General features: G+C 61.9%; 19 protein-coding genes and 1 pseudogene. All 20 read left to right on the top strand.

The features are described 5' to 3' along the window. Window positions 1–55: 55 nt before the first annotated feature. The 20 genes and pseudogenes from BFL40_RS06195 to BFL40_RS06100 all read left to right on the top strand — a co-directional run bounded on the left by BFL40_RS06195 (window position 56) and on the right by BFL40_RS06100 (window position 14,447). Complete coding sequence (locus BFL40_RS06195; RefSeq protein ID WP_071483116.1) at window positions 56–517, top strand: head completion/stabilization protein; 462 nt, start codon at window positions 56–58, stop codon at window positions 515–517. Then, on the top strand, window positions 514–960 hold the full coding sequence (locus tag BFL40_RS06190; RefSeq protein ID WP_071483115.1) for a phage tail protein: 447 nt from the start codon (window positions 514–516) through the stop codon (window positions 958–960). The genes BFL40_RS06195 and BFL40_RS06190 overlap by 4 nt, the downstream gene beginning before the upstream one ends. Then, the gene (locus BFL40_RS06185; protein ID WP_071483114.1) at window positions 950–1,630 is read left to right on the top strand and encodes a phage virion morphogenesis protein; all 681 of its coding nucleotides are present in this window, start codon (window positions 950–952) and stop codon (window positions 1,628–1,630) included. Before BFL40_RS06190 ends, BFL40_RS06185 begins: the two co-directional genes overlap by 11 nt. 11 nt (window positions 1,631–1,641) lie before the next feature. Further along, entirely contained in the window at window positions 1,642–2,757 is a 1,116-nt protein-coding gene (locus BFL40_RS06180; RefSeq protein WP_071483113.1) for a DUF2586 domain-containing protein, read from the top strand. Window positions 2,758–2,763: 6 nt separating this feature from the next. After that, window positions 2,764–3,213, top strand: coding sequence for a phage protein (locus BFL40_RS06175; RefSeq protein ID WP_068932245.1), 450 nt, complete (start codon window positions 2,764–2,766; stop codon window positions 3,211–3,213). Between the two features lie 208 nt (window positions 3,214–3,421). Next, the gene (locus BFL40_RS06165) at window positions 3,422–3,718 is read left to right on the top strand and encodes a hypothetical protein (RefSeq protein WP_071483111.1); all 297 of its coding nucleotides are present in this window, start codon (window positions 3,422–3,424) and stop codon (window positions 3,716–3,718) included. Further along, on the top strand, window positions 3,715–4,248 hold the full coding sequence (locus BFL40_RS06160) for a lysozyme (protein ID WP_071483110.1): 534 nt from the start codon (window positions 3,715–3,717) through the stop codon (window positions 4,246–4,248). Before BFL40_RS06165 ends, BFL40_RS06160 begins: the two co-directional genes overlap by 4 nt. Beyond that, window positions 4,248–4,703, top strand: a complete 456-nt coding sequence (locus tag BFL40_RS06155) for a lysis system i-spanin subunit Rz (protein WP_071483109.1) — start codon at window positions 4,248–4,250, stop codon at window positions 4,701–4,703. The genes BFL40_RS06160 and BFL40_RS06155 overlap by 1 nt, the downstream gene beginning before the upstream one ends. Window positions 4,704–4,745: 42 nt before the next feature. Then, window positions 4,746–5,033 (top strand): putative phage tail assembly chaperone, encoded by a 288-nt coding sequence (locus BFL40_RS06150; protein WP_071483108.1) that lies wholly within the window; start codon window positions 4,746–4,748, stop codon window positions 5,031–5,033. A gap of 20 nt (window positions 5,034–5,053) precedes the next feature. Then, window positions 5,054–5,197 carry a DUF6890 family protein gene (locus tag BFL40_RS34015; RefSeq protein ID WP_021491337.1) on the top strand — a complete coding sequence of 48 codons (144 nt, stop codon included), beginning with the start codon at window positions 5,054–5,056 and terminating at the stop codon, window positions 5,195–5,197. Window positions 5,198–5,204: 7 nt separating this feature from the next. Further along, a complete protein-coding gene (locus BFL40_RS06145; RefSeq protein WP_071483107.1) occupies window positions 5,205–7,190 on the top strand; it encodes a phage tail tape measure protein in 1,986 nt (661 codons plus the stop codon). Then, the gene (locus BFL40_RS06140; protein ID WP_071483106.1) at window positions 7,187–7,504 is read left to right on the top strand and encodes a DUF2590 family protein; all 318 of its coding nucleotides are present in this window, start codon (window positions 7,187–7,189) and stop codon (window positions 7,502–7,504) included. Before BFL40_RS06145 ends, BFL40_RS06140 begins: the two co-directional genes overlap by 4 nt. Then, a complete protein-coding gene (locus BFL40_RS06135) occupies window positions 7,501–8,676 on the top strand; it encodes a baseplate J/gp47 family protein (RefSeq protein WP_071483105.1) in 1,176 nt (391 codons plus the stop codon). Before BFL40_RS06140 ends, BFL40_RS06135 begins: the two co-directional genes overlap by 4 nt. After that, window positions 8,669–9,193 (top strand): phage tail protein, encoded by a 525-nt coding sequence (locus BFL40_RS06130; protein WP_071483104.1) that lies wholly within the window; start codon window positions 8,669–8,671, stop codon window positions 9,191–9,193. The genes BFL40_RS06135 and BFL40_RS06130 overlap by 8 nt, the downstream gene beginning before the upstream one ends. An 8-nt stretch (window positions 9,194–9,201) precedes the next feature. Beyond that, window positions 9,202–10,776 carry a phage tail protein gene (locus BFL40_RS34275; protein ID WP_071483103.1) on the top strand — a complete coding sequence of 525 codons (1,575 nt, stop codon included), beginning with the start codon at window positions 9,202–9,204 and terminating at the stop codon, window positions 10,774–10,776. A gap of 9 nt (window positions 10,777–10,785) precedes the next feature. Continuing rightward, complete coding sequence (locus BFL40_RS06120) at window positions 10,786–11,337, top strand: DUF4376 domain-containing protein (RefSeq protein ID WP_071483102.1); 552 nt, start codon at window positions 10,786–10,788, stop codon at window positions 11,335–11,337. Beyond that, window positions 11,319–12,260 (top strand): annotated as a pseudogene (locus BFL40_RS06115) (hypothetical protein). Before BFL40_RS06120 ends, BFL40_RS06115 begins: the two are co-directional and overlap by 19 nt. Continuing rightward, a complete protein-coding gene (locus tag BFL40_RS06110) occupies window positions 12,257–12,796 on the top strand; it encodes a baseplate complex protein (protein WP_071483101.1) in 540 nt (179 codons plus the stop codon). The pseudogene BFL40_RS06115 and the gene BFL40_RS06110 overlap by 4 nt, the downstream one beginning before the upstream one ends. Beyond that, complete coding sequence (locus tag BFL40_RS06105; RefSeq protein WP_071483100.1) at window positions 12,793–13,497, top strand: hypothetical protein; 705 nt, start codon at window positions 12,793–12,795, stop codon at window positions 13,495–13,497. Before BFL40_RS06110 ends, BFL40_RS06105 begins: the two co-directional genes overlap by 4 nt. After that, window positions 13,470–14,447, top strand: a complete 978-nt coding sequence (locus BFL40_RS06100; RefSeq protein ID WP_071483099.1) for a hypothetical protein — start codon at window positions 13,470–13,472, stop codon at window positions 14,445–14,447. The genes BFL40_RS06105 and BFL40_RS06100 overlap by 28 nt, the downstream gene beginning before the upstream one ends.

The following is a 14,447-nucleotide window of genomic DNA, read 5'->3' as shown; positions in this document are numbered from 1 at the left end:
CATTTATGGACCGTCCCACTGAAAACAGGCTCCCCGCCCTATTTGAGCGGTCAGCATGAGCTTTTCAGGTAAACCCACCACGCTGGTGGAACTGGCGATCGAGAATGACGGCTTTTGGCCGAACCTTGATGTGGCCGAGTTTCAGAAGGGCTATCGCCTGCCGGCGGAATACCTGGTGGAACTGCTGACTGCTGAGTTGACCACGGCGATGACCGAGGTCAACCGCGACTTGGCCACGTGCAAAACGCGGTGGCAGAACCAGGGCGTCACCTGCTTGGAATCTGCTGACCCTATGGTGCTGCCGGAGCGCACATTTCAAGCAGCGACGTACAAACGCGCCGTTTACTGCAGGGCTAAAGCCAGCCTGTTGCCGCAGTTCGTGACCATCATCCGCCGCGACAGCGCCGAGAACCTGGGCAAGGAGTCGCCCGATCGCCCGGAAACCTTCCTGGCGTTCAGCCAACAGGCCGTTCGCTCGCTGCAGGGCCGTGACCGCATCACGGCGGCGCTGCTATGAACAAGCTCCGCGCCCTGACTTCGTACCTGATCAGCCTCGACCTGGTGCTGCCCGAACAGATCGACAGCTGGGCCGAGCAGGTCAACCTGGATCTTATCTGGAAGGACACCACCCAGGGCTTGCACATGGGCGATATGCGTTACCGCGCCGTGGTGGTGATTGAGCGATTCGCCGGCAACCCGGCGTTGTTAATGGCGCTTCTGGGCGGCTGGCTGGAATCCAACGATCCCGATCGGGACGACGACCTGCCGGCGCCGACGTTCGCGGTCGACCAGATCACCCCGGACGAAGCAGATCTGGAACTGACCCTGGAGTTCGTGGAGGCGCAACACCTGTCCGAAGACCCCAACGGCTTGATCGAGGCGTTCGGCAAGAAGTGGGGCCTGATCGCCTTTGACCTGTGGACGGCTGAACACGGCGAGGTCCGCGGCGGTGGCGCGTAACACGTTTGAATTGGACGTTCGGGGCCAGCTCGGCGTTCGCGAGCAGTTGGCCCTGCTGAGTCTGCCCCCGCAACTGCGCCGGCGTTTGCTCAACAACGTTACCAAGCGCGTGCGGACCATGAGCCGTAAGCGGATCCGCGAGCAGCGCAACCTGGACGGTTCGGCCTTCGAAGCGCGCAAGGGCGATGGCAAGGGCAAAAAGAAGATGGAAGCCGGCCTGGGCAAGTTGCTCCAGGTCACCAATGTGAGCCCGGACGCCGCAACCCTGGGCTGGCGTAACGCCCTGACGGGCTGGGTCGCCGCACAGCAACACCATGGCGCGACCGAGCGCCGTACCGCCGCGCAGATGCGCCGCTGGAACAAGGTGCCCGAGGGCCTGGCCGCGACCGACAAGCAGGCCAAGCGCCTACGCCGGCTGGGTTTCAAGGTGCGCCAGAAGGGCAAGAAAAGCCTGTCCCGGCCATCCGTGGCATGGATTCAAGAACACGTGAACTACGCCAAGGCGGGCCTGCTGATACGCATCCTGTCCGACGAAAAAGCCGAAGGCACCGGTGCGCAAAGCTGGGAAATCACCCTGCCAAAGCGCCAGTTTCTCGGCGTCAGCACCGACCGCGATACCAGCCTGCTGGTTAACCAGGTGCTGGAACAAATCCTCAACTCCCGCAAATAACGAGGCACTGCATGGCACTTGGCAACGTCAGCGTTAACAATCTCAACCTCGGCCAGGGTGCCGTGACCGAGATCGAACGCTATTTCCTGTTTATCGGCCCCGGCGCGAAGAGCGTCGACAGCCTGATCGCGCTGAACACCGATAGCGACCTGGACGTGGTACTGGGCCAGCCCATCAGCGACCTGAAAACCCAGGTCGCGGCAGCTAAGGCCAATGGCGGCGACCGCTGGGCCTGTCTGGCTGCACCGATCGCTGCCGATGGCGACTGGCGGGTTGCCCTGGAAAAGGCCCAGCAGCAGGGCTTTTCTGTGGAGGCCGTGGTGGTCACCGCGCCGGTGACCGCTGCAGCGGAACTGTCGGCCATGCATGACGCCGCGATCGCTGTCAGCAACACCTACGGTCGCCGTATGTTCGTGATGGCCAGCACCGCCGGCATCTCTGCAGAGCAGACTTGGGCGGACTACCTGGTCGAGCAAAAGAAAATCACCCACGACTTGGCAGCACCGCGTGTCCTAGTCGTGCCGCAGTTGCACGGTAATGACCTGGGCGTGCTGGGCGGGCGTTTGGCCAACGCGGCCGTGAGCATTGCCGACAGCCCTATGCGTGTGGCCAGTGGCCCGGTGTTGGCCCTGGGCAAAGTGCCCAGCGACAAAGACGGCGTGCCCCTGCCATCCGCGATCCGGGCGGAACTCGACAAGGCGCGTTTCTCAGTCTCGCAAACCTACCCCGACTACCCGGGCGTGTTCTGGGGCGACGGCAACATGCTCGATGCGCCGGCGAGTGACTTCCAGGTGGTCGAGTATCTGCGTTTGGCCGACAAGGCCGCTCGCCAAGTGCGTCCGCTGCTGATCCTGCGCGTTGCCGATCGGCGTTTGAACAACACGGCCAACAGCATGGCGGCCGCAATCAGCGCTTTTATGAAGCCGCTGCGCGTGATGGCCAAGTCCACGACCTTCGCCGGCCAGGTGTTCCCGGGCGAGATCGAGTCCCCCAAGGACGGCGATATCCAGCTGGTCTGGCACACCAAAACCAAGGTGGAGGTGTACATCAAGATCAAGCCCCTCAATTGCCCGAAAGACCTCACGGCGAACATCGCCCTGGACCTTTCCAACGATGATTCGGAGTAATCCCGTATGTCCCGTATTGGCGGTAAAAACTTCGACATCAACCTGGGCGATCTGCAGATCCACGTTGAAAGCTGCACCCTGGATATCACCGATAACACCGCCGTGGCGCAATCCCGGGGTGTGCCCAACGGGCACGTCGACGGTGATGTGTCGTGCAGCGGTGAATTCGAATTCGACACCAGCAACTTCAACCTACTGATCGAAGCCGCCCGCAGTGCCGGCAGCTTCCGCCAGTTGGAGCCGTTCGACTCGGTGTTCTTTGCCAAGGCCGGCGATGAAGAGCTGCGCATCGAGGCCTTCGGCTGCAAGTTGAAGGTGTCCAGCCTGCTGAGCGTCGATCCTAAGGGCGGCGAGAAGTCCAAGCACAAGGTGCCTTTTGACGTCACCAGCCCGGACTTTATTCGCGTCAACGGCGTGCCTTACCTGGCTGCTGCCGAGATCGAGGGGCTGCGCTGATGGGCGATTGGCTCGACGACGCAAAGAAGATCGAGGAGTTGGAGCGCGAACGGTCGATTCAGGCCCAGCTCGCCCGGGCACGCCCTTCGGGGCCCAGCCTGATCGACTGCATGGACTGCGACTACGAAATACCTGCAGCGCGCCGAGCGTTGGAAGGCATTACCCGTTGCGTCCCGTGCCAATCCGTTTTTGAGAAAGGACAGCGCCGATGACCGCACGCGCCAAGCCCAAAGGCACCCTGGAAAGCCGCTACGCTGTGCTTGAACACCGCGTCAGCGACCTGGAGGAACGCCACGAAACCGTGCCGACCCGTGTCACCCGGTTGGAAGGCGAATTCGAACACATGGCGGTACAGCTCTCGGATTTGAACGATGGCCAGCGCGAGCTGACGGCCACCGTGTCCGACATCGGCACCAAGGTCACCCGCATGTTGGCGGTACTGACCGTGCTGGGTGTGGTCGCGCAGATGGTCGGGCCGGCGCTGTTGCGGATCCTGTTCCCATGAGCCTGCGCGGCAAGATCGCCGCCGGTGGCATCACGCTCTGCAGCTCCGCATTGGTCGTGTTCTTGGGCACTTGGGAAGGTAACGGCCAGAACACCGTGTACGCGGACAAGTTGGCCCGTGGCCTGCCGACCGTGTGCAAGGGCATCACCCGTTACACCAGTCCGTACCCGCTGATTGTGGGTGACTACTGGTCGCCGGCGCGCTGCGCTGAGGTAGAGCAGTTGGTGGTCGAGAAAGGCCAACTGGCCCTAGCTGACTGCCTGACCAATCAGGCGATCGGGCAGAAGACCTTCGACGCCCTGAGCAGCCATGGCCACAACTTCGGTACGCCCAGCACCTGCGCCAGTCGCGCCGTGGGCTTGATCAATGCCGGCAAGATCGCAGAAGGCTGTAAGGCACTCGCCTGGGGACCCGATGGCAAGAGCCCGGTGTGGTCGTCCGTCACCGACGCACAGGGCCGCAAGCGCTTTGTTCCGGGGCTGCACGCTCGCCGGCGCGCCGAAGCGGCCATGTGCGCGGAGGGCTTGTGATGCTGCGCGAGATCCTGTTTCCGCTGCTGCTGTGCGTGGTCGCATTTATCGGCTTCGACATCCTGGAGGGGCAACGCGACACCGCCCGCCAGGAGCGTGACAACGCCCTGTTCGAAGTGACGGGCCTACGCGAAGCCGCCCGGATCAGCGGGGAAATGCTGGCCGACCGTGACGCGATCGATCTGAGACGAACCCTGGAGCTGGACCATGAACGCGCTTCAAACCTTCTGCTGCAGCGCTCTGTTGACGATCGCCGTCAGCGGCTGCACGTCAACGCCACCTGCAGTGCCGCCGGCACCGAAAAAGCCAGCGCCGGCGGCGTGGCTGATGCAGCCGCCGCCGAACTCGCAACAGACGCTCGACCGGATTATTTCACCCTCAGAGATCAACTTGCCCTCAGTAAGCAAATGATCTTGGGCCTGCAGGACTACGTGCACCAGGTGTGCCTGCGCTGACCCGAAACGCCCTTTAAACCCAAAACTACAACGGATACGAACATGACCCAAGCCCGCGAAATCACCCTGGAAATCGGCACCAAGGAATTCACCTTCACCCTGACGCCCCAGGACGTGACCAAGTACTTCAACGCCATGACCGCAAACAACAAGGTCGCACCGTCTTTCAACCTGCTGAGCAGCACCGTGCTGCCGGCTGAAAAGGCCGGTCTGCGCGAGCTGCTGGCCAACCCGGTGATGACCATGCAGGTGGCCGGTGCGCTCCTCGAGGAGTACGCGCCTGACGTCGAGATCATCGTAAAAAAGCCCTTGAGCACGCTGACCGCCTGACCGAGGACGGCCTGGGCCAGTTGCTGGCCCTGACCAACCGTTGGCTACCTGGTGCCGAGCCCAGCATCGAGAACATGGGCACGGCCAAGTGGCTGGAAGACGAACACTGGAAACGCATGGAATTTGCCGTGGCAAGCGGCATTGCCCGTGCGTTGAACGGATAGGAACCACATGGCCGATCGTAGCGCCCGCCTGGACTTCATCCTGGCCCTGACCGACAAGGTCACCGCGCCCCTGGGCAAGGTGAAGATGGGCTTTTCCGAGCTGACCGAGCAAAGCGAAAAGAACATCAAGACCATGGGCATGGGCCTGGCCGGTGTGACGGGCGCTTTTGTCGGCATCAACGAATCACTGCAGCCAGCGCTGGAGATGAACCGCGCCCTGGGCGAGGTCAAATCCCTGGGTGTGGCCGAAGATGCGCTGACGGCTTTGAATCAGAAGGCCCTGGATTTCTCGGTGAACTATGGCGAGAACGCCCGGGATTTTGTCGCGTCGGCCTACAGCATTGAGGGCGCCATTAAGGGCCTGACCGGCAGCCAGTTGGCCACCTTCACCAACACCAGCAACCTGTTGGCCAAGGCCACCAAATCCGACGCCGAGACCATGGGCGCCTACGTGGGCACCATGTACAACCTGTTCAAAGGCCAGGCTGACGCCATGGGCAAGGGCGAATGGGTTGAAAAGCTCGGCGGGCAAACCGCCCTGGCGGTGCAGCTGTTCCGCACAGACGGCGCCCAGCTCAAGGACGCTTTTAAGGAAGTGGGCTCGATCGCCACCGCTGCCGGCGTCGATATCGCTGAACAGTTCGCGGTGATTGGCTCGCTGAGCAGCACCATGGAAGGCGGCGACGCCGGCGGGCGCTACAAGGCGTTCTTTGAAAACCTGGGCGCCGCCTCGGAAAAAATGGGCCTGAAGTTCACCGACTCCAACGGCAAAGCGCTGCCCATGCTGCAGATCATGGACAAGCTGCAGGGCAAGCTGGGCGACCTGACCAGCGCGTCGGCCAGCGCCAAGCTGATGGACGCCTTTGGCGGGGAGGGCGCCCAGGTGATCGGCTCCCTGGCCAAGGACACCGACCGCCTGCGCAACGGCATGGACAAGCTGGGCAAGGTGCGCGGCCTGGAGGACGCACAGAACATGGCCATGGCCATGGTCGACCCGTGGCAACAGTTCGCGGCAGCGGTCGAGGCGCTGCGAATTGCCTTTGGCCAGGCTCTGATCCCGATCCTGACCCCGCTGATGGCCAAGCTATCCGGCATCGCGGGCACCATGACCCGCTGGACCCAGATGTTCCCCAACATCACCCGGGTGATCGGCATCGTGACGCTATCGATCCTGGCGTTGATTGCGGCTATGTCCTTACTGACCTTTGCCGTCGGCGCCGGCCGCATGGTCTGGCTGGCCATGGTCACCGTGTGGAAGGTGGTGCAGTTGATGAGCCTGCGCACCGCTGCGGTGTTCGTGCTGCAGAGGCTGATCATGCTGACCTATATCACCGTGGTGTATGGCCTGACGGCCGCCCTAAGTGTGGTTCGCGGTGTGATGCTCATGTGGCAGGGCGCGATCTGGCTGGTCAACGCGGCGCTGTTGGCCAACCCGGTCGCCTGGATCGTCATCGGTGTGCTGGCCCTGGTCGCGGCGGTGATTGCTGCAGTCGTTTACTGGGACGAGTGGACGGCCGCGCTGATGAACAGCGAGGCGTTCAAGTGGGTCAGCGACCAGCTCACCGCGCTGTCGGACTGGTTTGCCTCGATGGGCGGCTGGGCCGGAATGGCCAAGGCCGCTTGGGACGGCATCGTCGCGATCTTTCACACGGCAATCAACGGCCTGATCGAGATGCTGAACAAGATCCCCGGCGTCGACATTGAAACCCGCTTCGGCGCCATGCCCGGGGTGCCCGGTACTGACATCGGCGTCAACACCCTGGACAGCGCTGCAGCAGCGCAGCGGGCCCAACAGACCATCAACGCGGCCATTCCAAACCTGTCGCCGGCGCGGCCCAACGCCGTGCCCCAGGGCGGGCTGCTGACCAGCATCCAGAACAACAACAGCAGCCAGAACAGGGGCATGCACGTGGAGAAAGTCGAGATCCACAACAGCAAGCCTATGACCTCGCTGGAGATGGAAAACATGGTCGCCATGTCGGTGGGCGGATGAGCGAGTACATCGATCTTCTGATTGTCGGCAACGACCTGGTGCTGGACCCGTCGCGTCAGCCGCTGCTGATCGATGACCGGGCCAGCATCGCCCAGGACATCGCCCACATGATCCGCGACAGCGGCCTGCTGGTTACCCTGGTGGCCGAGCGCGACCGGCTCAAGCAACGTGACTGTATCCAACAACTGGAACTGCTGGTGGAGGCCGACGAGCGCCTGGTACCGGGCACGGCGCAGATCACCCTGCTGCAGCCAGGCCAGTACCTGGTCACGGCGACAACCCTGAAATTCGGCGATATTGAGGTGGATTTGTGAGCGACGTAGATTTCAAGCAGGCGCTGGCCGACGCCGGCATTCCCACGACCGAGGCGGGGCTCCTGCAGGCGTGGGAAAAAGAGGTGGCCGTCCAGGGCAGCAAATTGAGCAACACCAGCGCCTATTCGCCGTTCTGGCGCGTGGTGCGCGCCCTGGTGACCAAGCCGGTGCTGTGGATCCTGGAATTTTTCGTGGCCACGGTGCTGCCTAACTTTTTCGTCAAGACCGCCGTAGACGCCTGGCTCGATATGCTGGCCTGGGCCGTCAACGTCGAGCGAAAGGGCGCGACCAAGGCCAAGGGCTTTTTGCTGTTCACCCGCGAAGCCGCCGGCGGCGCCATGGAAGTACCGGCCGGAACGCTGGTGCAGTCCGCATCAATCAACGGCCATATCTACCAGGTGGTGACCACGGCGGTGGGTATCTTCGCCGATGGGCTGATGCAGCTGCAGATCCCGGTCGAGGCGGTCGACACCGGCGCCGGTTTCAACCTGGCCCCGGGTTATTACGCGATCTTGCCCGTCCCGGTGTCGGGCATTGCCCAGGTGGTGAACACCGACGGCTGGTTGACCACACCAGGTGCAGATACGGAGCCCAACGATGAGCTGCGTTTGCGCACGCGCAACCAGTTTTCAGCGGTCAACCAGTGGCACACCGATGCGGTGTACCGCGCCATGATTTCGGCCTTCCCGGGCGTGCGCCCGGATGGCGTGTACTTCCAGCATGGCGCGCCACGTGGTCCGGGCAGTGCAAACGCCTTTGTCCTGTTTGACGCGGACGTGCCAGCGGCGACGTACCTGGCTCAAATCAACGCGCATATCCGCGACCAGGGCAACCATGGCCATGGCGATGACCTGTTGGTGATGGTCATGCCTGAAACCCAACACACCGTGAAGTTGGAGATCTGGCCTCGTTCGACCCTGACCACCGAACAGCGCGAAACCCTCAAAGGCAACGCCGCGCTGTTTGTGCGTGCTGCATTCCGCGACAGCACCGCTACGGACTTCCAACCGACGCTGACCTATCCCCAGTCGCGTTTCTCCTTTAGCCGCCTCGGTGAAGAGCTTCACCAGCAGTTCGCCGGCATTGAGTCACTGCGCTTTGCTACCGCCGACATCATCAGCGAGCTGAACATCCCGCGGATCCAGAGCTTGGAGGTTGTGCTCCATGATTAAGATCGATTTGCCGTTTTGGCTCGATGGGACCGAGCTGGCCAAGCTCAAGGCGGCGTCCCAGTCTTGGTGGGAAAAGGTCGAAGGCTGGTTGCGCTGGCCGCTGCTGCAGATGGACGCCGACACCTGCCATATCACCGTGCTGGACCTGCTGGCCTGGCAGCGCGACATCACCCGCTTCAAGGGTGAGCCCGAGACCTTGTACCGCCTGCGAGTCAAGTACGCCTTTATCAACGCCGTCGACGCCGGCAGCACTGCGGGGATGAAACGCATCCTGGAGCGCCTGGGCGTCGGTTATGTCGAGATCGAGGAGCGCCAGGCCGGTCGCGACTGGGACGTAGTGCTGCTGCGTTTCTCCGACTCTCAACTGTCGCAAAACCCCGAGTTGCTGCGCGTGCTAATCCAGCAGTACGGCCGCACCTGCAGGCGCTATGACTTTTCGACCATCACCCCAATCACGGTGGCCACCGCCATCGTCCAGTTCAATGACGATCAGCAAACGCTGGTCGCCAGCCTGTAGGAGCCCCCATGGCCAGCCTTACCCTTGCAGGTGAAAACCTGATCGCCGCCAAACAAGCCGCCAATACCGGCTTGAAAGTCAGCCGATTCATTTTTGCCAACGTGCCCGGGTTGAACCCAGGCGCACCTGTGGACCGTGCCGCGCTGAAGCCTGCGGCGGCGCAGATCGTCTATACGCACCAGATCCCGTCCGAGCATGTCGGCTATGTGAATCCCAACCAGGTCGTGTACAGCGCACAGATCGGTTCTGACGTTGGTGACTGGGACTTCAACTGGATCGGACTGGAGACTGCCGACGGCGTGCTGTTCGCGGTCGCGTACCTGCCGGTCCAGCAAAAACGCCGCAACATCCCGCCCCAGCAGGTCGGTAACAACCTGACGCGTAACTTCCTGGTGGTGTTTGATGGTGCCCAGGCGTTAACCGGCGTCACGATCGACGCCAAGACCTGGCAGCACGATTTCACCGTGCGCTTCGCGGGTATCGACGAGCGAGCCCGTAAGGCTAATCGGGATTTGTACGGGCGCCGCCTGTGCCTTAACACCGGCCTGTTGATGGAGAAAGTGGGCAACGCCTATCAGCTAAAGCCTGGCAACGCCTACATTGAGGGGCTGCGTGTCGAGTTGGCTGCCGCCTTGCCGGTTGCGGCGCCGCCAAGCTATCCCATTAACGCCTGGCTCGATGTCAGTCTGCAGCGACAGCTCAATGATGTGGTCGTGGTCCATCAAGTCGCTTATGCACCCGCTCGGCCGGATTATGTCGACAACAACGGCATCACCCACTACAGCGTTCTGTTGGCAGAGCTTTCGGACGCAAACACCCTTGTAGATCATCGCATTGTCATAGAAACCAGTGGCGCGCTGCTGACCGACTTTGCACTCAAAAAGGGTGATTACCCTGAGCTGCGGGCGCGGGGCACGAAAAAGGAAGATGTCGGGCTGGGCAACATCCCCAATGCCATCAGCGATGATATCGAAAGCAACAGCGGCTCAATCTTGTCCACGACCAAAGCGGTGAAAGCGGCGGTGTCGGTAATTTGGAACGCTATCGCCAACATCGTTTCGGGCGCCACAGTGGTAGGCAAAGCCTCGAATTTGGCAGTTGCTCGCAAGATCACCGCTACCGGTGCTGTCACCGGTAGTGTGGGGTTTGATGGTGGAAACGATGTGACGTTGGTATTGACGGCATCCCAGGCATCAGAAGGCGTCGTCGGTGCTGCAAAAGTCGCCACGCAGGTGCAGACAAATGCCGGCGTCGATGACACCAGCTATGTCACGCCCAAAAAACTGCGTTGGGGCTTCGCGATCTTGTTGGCGACGAATGGCTATATCGTGTTTCCGACATGGCTCGGCGGTTTGATCCTGCAATGGGGATCGGCTTCGCCGGGGCCTACCACGCTCAGTTTTCCAATCGCTTTCCCTACTGTTTGTGCTGTGTTGGGGGGAACGGCGCAAGGCGATGGTAATTCCGGATCCGGCAACACGGAATGGATGGTTATCGCCAATACCGTCTCTAATTCGCAGTTCCGCCTGCGCACTGGCACCGCGAATCTCGTGCCGGTCAAGTGGTACGCCATTGGCTATTAAGGAGCAACGATGATCTATTTTCACGCAGCTACCCGCGGCTTTCATCTTTCGCCGGTGCCTGACTCCCAGCCCATCACGAAGGAGGAGCATTTGGCATTGCTGGAAGGGCAGTCCAGCGGTCAGGTGATTGGCGCCACGCAAGATGGCTTTCCGTTCTTGGCCGCTCCCGATCGGCCTACCCAGCAACAGCGGTTGCAGGCTCTTCATCAGCAAAAAGTCGAATTGCTCAATCGGTCCTGTGAATCGGCAATCACCGGTGGTTTTTGGTCTGAGGCGCTTGGCGAGCAATATCGGTACAGCAGCCAGTTGGACGACCAGCTGAATTTGACCGGAGCAATTCTGGCGGGTGTAGATGCTTTGTATCCTTGCCGCGATGAGGCTGGCACCAAGGAGTTTCGCGCCCACAGTACCGCTCAGATACGCCAGGTGGGTGACGATTTCACTGAGTTCAAGTTGCAGTCGCTGCAGAAGGCCAACCAGCTCAAGCAACAGCTAGATCAGGCCCTGGTAGATGTTGATCTGGCCAAACTGGAGCTGGTGACATGGGAGAGCGCACTGTGACGGTGTGGGCACCGGTGACCATGTGCTGGCCTGAGCAGTCCACACAATGGATGGGGCAACTGGCAGCGGCCCAGAACCTGGCCGGCGGCGAGCTGGCCAGCACGGCGAAACGCCTGGCGGGTTTGGACGGCATGACCACCACCAACCCGGGACCAGTCGGAGACGCTGCCAAGGGCGCGATTGAGGCCGGCCGTGCGGCACTGGCTGGACAGATGGGCTAAGCGCCCGCGTGCCTGGCTGTGACGCCGTTTCAAAGTGGGATAGGGCAGGGTCGTGGCCACCAGCGTTTTCTGTCCGCGCCGAACTTGCTGCAGCAGCTGGCCGCCAAACTGGTCGACGCAACTGATAGCGGCCGGCCGGCTGGCCCTCAATATGCGTTGTCGCTGATGTTCCTGGGCACGCGCCTGGATCAGTTTGCCGAGACCTTGGCGCGCTTCAACGCGCTGTTACCGATCCCTGACCTGGTGCGTGCCGAACGCCGTGCGCGGAACCTGTCGCGCCTGGAGACCGACAAGTGGGAGATCCCCAGCGCTGGGCCGTTGCCGCGTTGGTCGGCGCTGCCCCTGGAACGTTGCACCCTGGTCAAAGCCGCCAAGCAGTCCATGGCCGGCCAGCTCGCCGTCCTGGAGAGCTACGCGGCCGACAGCTCGCCTATGGGCGATTTGGCCGCGCTGGCCGGTCGCAAAGCCGCGCAGCAACAGGACCGCGATAAACAATTGAACGACCTGAAAGCCTTGCTGGCCGACGGCAATGCCGATCACAGCATGCGTGCGCGGATACTGGGGCCTGGTGACAGCAGCGAGTTGGGCCGCGCTTTGCTGGAAGGCGATGCACCTGGTCATGAATGGGTGCTGTGCGCCGGTGTGCTGTTGGTGGGTTCGCTGGACGGTTTGAGCTTTGTTCGGGAGCTGGTTGGCCTATGACGCTTTTACTCGACGGCCAACAGATCCTGGGCAAGCGCCTGAAAATCACCGCCAACCTGCGTATCGAAAGCGACGACCTATCTGGGCAGACCAGCAACAGCCAGACGGCGCATAAGGGCTTCAAACCCAAAACCCTGACGGTCTCCCTGATGATCCCGTTCGTTGACCAGGTGCAACTGCGCAGCCTGATGCGTTTGGCCGAAGCCACGGCCGGCGGTGGGCAGCTCCACATGTACCGCATCGTCAACGATACCGCCGCCGCATTCGGGATACGCGAGGTGCAGTTCTCCGACGGTGTGAGCGCCAGGGAGGACGACATCCTTAACCAGTGGCTTGTGCAGTTCACCCTGTCTGAAAAACTCTCCAACCCTGAGCGCGTGGAGAGCCGTCGCGCCGGCAACGGCGTTACGTCGCAGTCTGGCCCGGGCTCGGCTGTCGGCGGCGGTGGTGGTGATGGGAAAGGCACACCCGAGGAATTGAGTGGCTTCGAACGCACCTTGAAAAAGGTGGATGACTGGCTGGCTCCTACACCATGAAACTGCACAAGGTACTGACCATCGGCGGCACACCTTACCCGCTGATCAAGGACGAAGTACGCCTGGAGATCAAGAGCCCCGGCCGGGCGACCTTCACCATCCAGGCAGACGGGCCGGTCAAAGGCCTGGTGACGCTCGATGTCGGCTACAACGACAGCCCGCTGCAGCGCCACTTCATCGGCTTTGTTGAGCGCTCTACGGCCATCAACAGCGTGCAGCAGATCCTGGTCTGCCGCGAACTGGCGGCGATCCTTTCACAACCCATGCCGTTGAACCTGCGTCACGTCGACCTGCAGGGCGTCCTGGTCGAGGTCAGCGAAAAGACCGGGCTGCGCTTTCGCGTGCCGGACAAGGCCTACGCCAAGGTCAAGACGCCGTTTTTCTACAGCCTGGCAGCCGGTTACCTGGCCATGGATAGCCTGGCCAGCGTGTTCAGCATCCCCGACTTTATCTGGCAGCAGCAGGGCGACGGCGAAGTGTTTGTGGGCAGTTGGGCCGACAGCTTCTTTGGCATCCGCTCGCCGCTGCAGCTGCCGGTCGAACTGTTCGACGGCTACCAGGGCAATCAGAGCGCAATGATCGCGGCCCTTCCAGGACTACGACCAGGTGCAACCATCAACCAGGGCGAGAGGATCACCAGCGTGACCCTTGCCGGCAACCAAATGGCGATCAAATGGACGACGCAATCCGTCGCAGCGTAGAGCGGCAATTCCCCGAACTCACCGGCGGCTATCACCTGCCATGCTTTGGCCGCGTGGTGGCTGTGCCCGATGCGCCGGCCGCACCTGGTCTGTGCGACGACTTCCGTCCGCGCTTTGGCGTCGACGTGGAAGTGTTGCTGCCTGATGGCGAGCCAGATCCCGCGCTGCCGATCCTGACCGGTTTGCCCCTGCCGGCGCCGATGGGCGGGCAGGAGGCGGGCATGTTCGGCTTCCCGGAGGAGGGCACCACCGTGGTGGTCAGCTTTGCCTATGGCTTGCCGCATAAGCCCTTTATCACGCAGATCCTGCCGCACGGCCTTAGCCTGCCCCGAGTGCCGAAGGGTGACCAGGTGTGGCAGCACAGCGAAGCCTGCCAGCAGCGCGTCGACGCCGACGGCAACTGGCTGCGCCAAACGGACGGCAAGATCCAGGACAAGGCGATCGAGCGGGAAGTGGAGGCGCTGCAGAACAATGAGAGCTTCCAGAGCCACACCAGGACGGTGGATGACCATTCAAGCGAGTCGGTGGGTGGGATCAAGACGGTGGAGGCGCTGGGCGCGCTCAAGCTGCTGTCGGGTGGATCCGCGAGTCTGGCGGCGGTGGATGATTTGCATCAGGCGACCGGGCGAGATTTGAACCTGGTGGTGGGGCAGAAGCATAACGCCACGGTGGGTGGCGACATGGAGGAAAAGATTCAGGGGCTGCGTAAGAGCGTGGCGGCGGTCAGCCAACGGCTGGTCGCACCCACGACGTGGCTGGGATCCGAAGGAGTGAATATGCTGCAGGTACTGTGTGATTTGCTGGACTTGGTGCAGCAGATGAACATCGCGTTGGCTAAACACACACACCTGCCCGGACCAATGCCTGCGGCTGTGGACGCTGAAAGTTTTACTTCGATGAGCATTTCAGCTGGTCAGCTGTCCGTAGAGATGAAGAAAATTACTCTATAA

Source organism: Pseudomonas costantinii (genome assembly GCF_001870435.1).
Taxonomy (GTDB): Bacteria; Pseudomonadota; Gammaproteobacteria; order Pseudomonadales; family Pseudomonadaceae; genus Aquipseudomonas; species Aquipseudomonas costantinii.
The sequence above is the reverse complement of the archived record's forward strand: the minus strand, read 5'-3'. Positions and strand labels throughout refer to the sequence as shown.

What these genes read in the sequence shown, in the direction of transcription:
- BFL40_RS06195 (WP_071483116.1), top strand. Translation starts at nt 56, where the DNA reads ATGAGCTTTTCAGGTAAACCCACCACGCTGGTGGAACTGGCGATCGAG.
- BFL40_RS06190 (WP_071483115.1), top strand. Translation starts at nt 514, where the DNA reads ATGAACAAGCTCCGCGCCCTGACTTCGTACCTGATCAGCCTCGACCTG.
- BFL40_RS06180 (WP_071483113.1), top strand. Translation starts at nt 1,642, where the DNA reads ATGGCACTTGGCAACGTCAGCGTTAACAATCTCAACCTCGGCCAGGGT.
- BFL40_RS06175 (WP_068932245.1), top strand. Translation starts at nt 2,764, where the DNA reads ATGTCCCGTATTGGCGGTAAAAACTTCGACATCAACCTGGGCGATCTG.
- BFL40_RS06165 (WP_071483111.1), top strand. Translation starts at nt 3,422, where the DNA reads ATGACCGCACGCGCCAAGCCCAAAGGCACCCTGGAAAGCCGCTACGCT.
- BFL40_RS06160 (WP_071483110.1), top strand. Translation starts at nt 3,715, where the DNA reads ATGAGCCTGCGCGGCAAGATCGCCGCCGGTGGCATCACGCTCTGCAGC.
- BFL40_RS06155 (WP_071483109.1), top strand. Translation starts at nt 4,248, where the DNA reads ATGCTGCGCGAGATCCTGTTTCCGCTGCTGCTGTGCGTGGTCGCATTT.
- BFL40_RS06150 (WP_071483108.1), top strand. Translation starts at nt 4,746, where the DNA reads ATGACCCAAGCCCGCGAAATCACCCTGGAAATCGGCACCAAGGAATTC.
- BFL40_RS06145 (WP_071483107.1), top strand. Translation starts at nt 5,205, where the DNA reads ATGGCCGATCGTAGCGCCCGCCTGGACTTCATCCTGGCCCTGACCGAC.
- BFL40_RS06140 (WP_071483106.1), top strand. Translation starts at nt 7,187, where the DNA reads ATGAGCGAGTACATCGATCTTCTGATTGTCGGCAACGACCTGGTGCTG.
- BFL40_RS06130 (WP_071483104.1), top strand. Translation starts at nt 8,669, where the DNA reads ATGATTAAGATCGATTTGCCGTTTTGGCTCGATGGGACCGAGCTGGCC.
- BFL40_RS34275 (WP_071483103.1), top strand. Translation starts at nt 9,202, where the DNA reads ATGGCCAGCCTTACCCTTGCAGGTGAAAACCTGATCGCCGCCAAACAA.
- BFL40_RS06120 (WP_071483102.1), top strand. Translation starts at nt 10,786, where the DNA reads ATGATCTATTTTCACGCAGCTACCCGCGGCTTTCATCTTTCGCCGGTG.
- BFL40_RS06110 (WP_071483101.1), top strand. Translation starts at nt 12,257, where the DNA reads ATGACGCTTTTACTCGACGGCCAACAGATCCTGGGCAAGCGCCTGAAA.
- BFL40_RS06105 (WP_071483100.1), top strand. Translation starts at nt 12,793, where the DNA reads ATGAAACTGCACAAGGTACTGACCATCGGCGGCACACCTTACCCGCTG.
- BFL40_RS06100 (WP_071483099.1), top strand. Translation starts at nt 13,470, where the DNA reads ATGGACGACGCAATCCGTCGCAGCGTAGAGCGGCAATTCCCCGAACTC.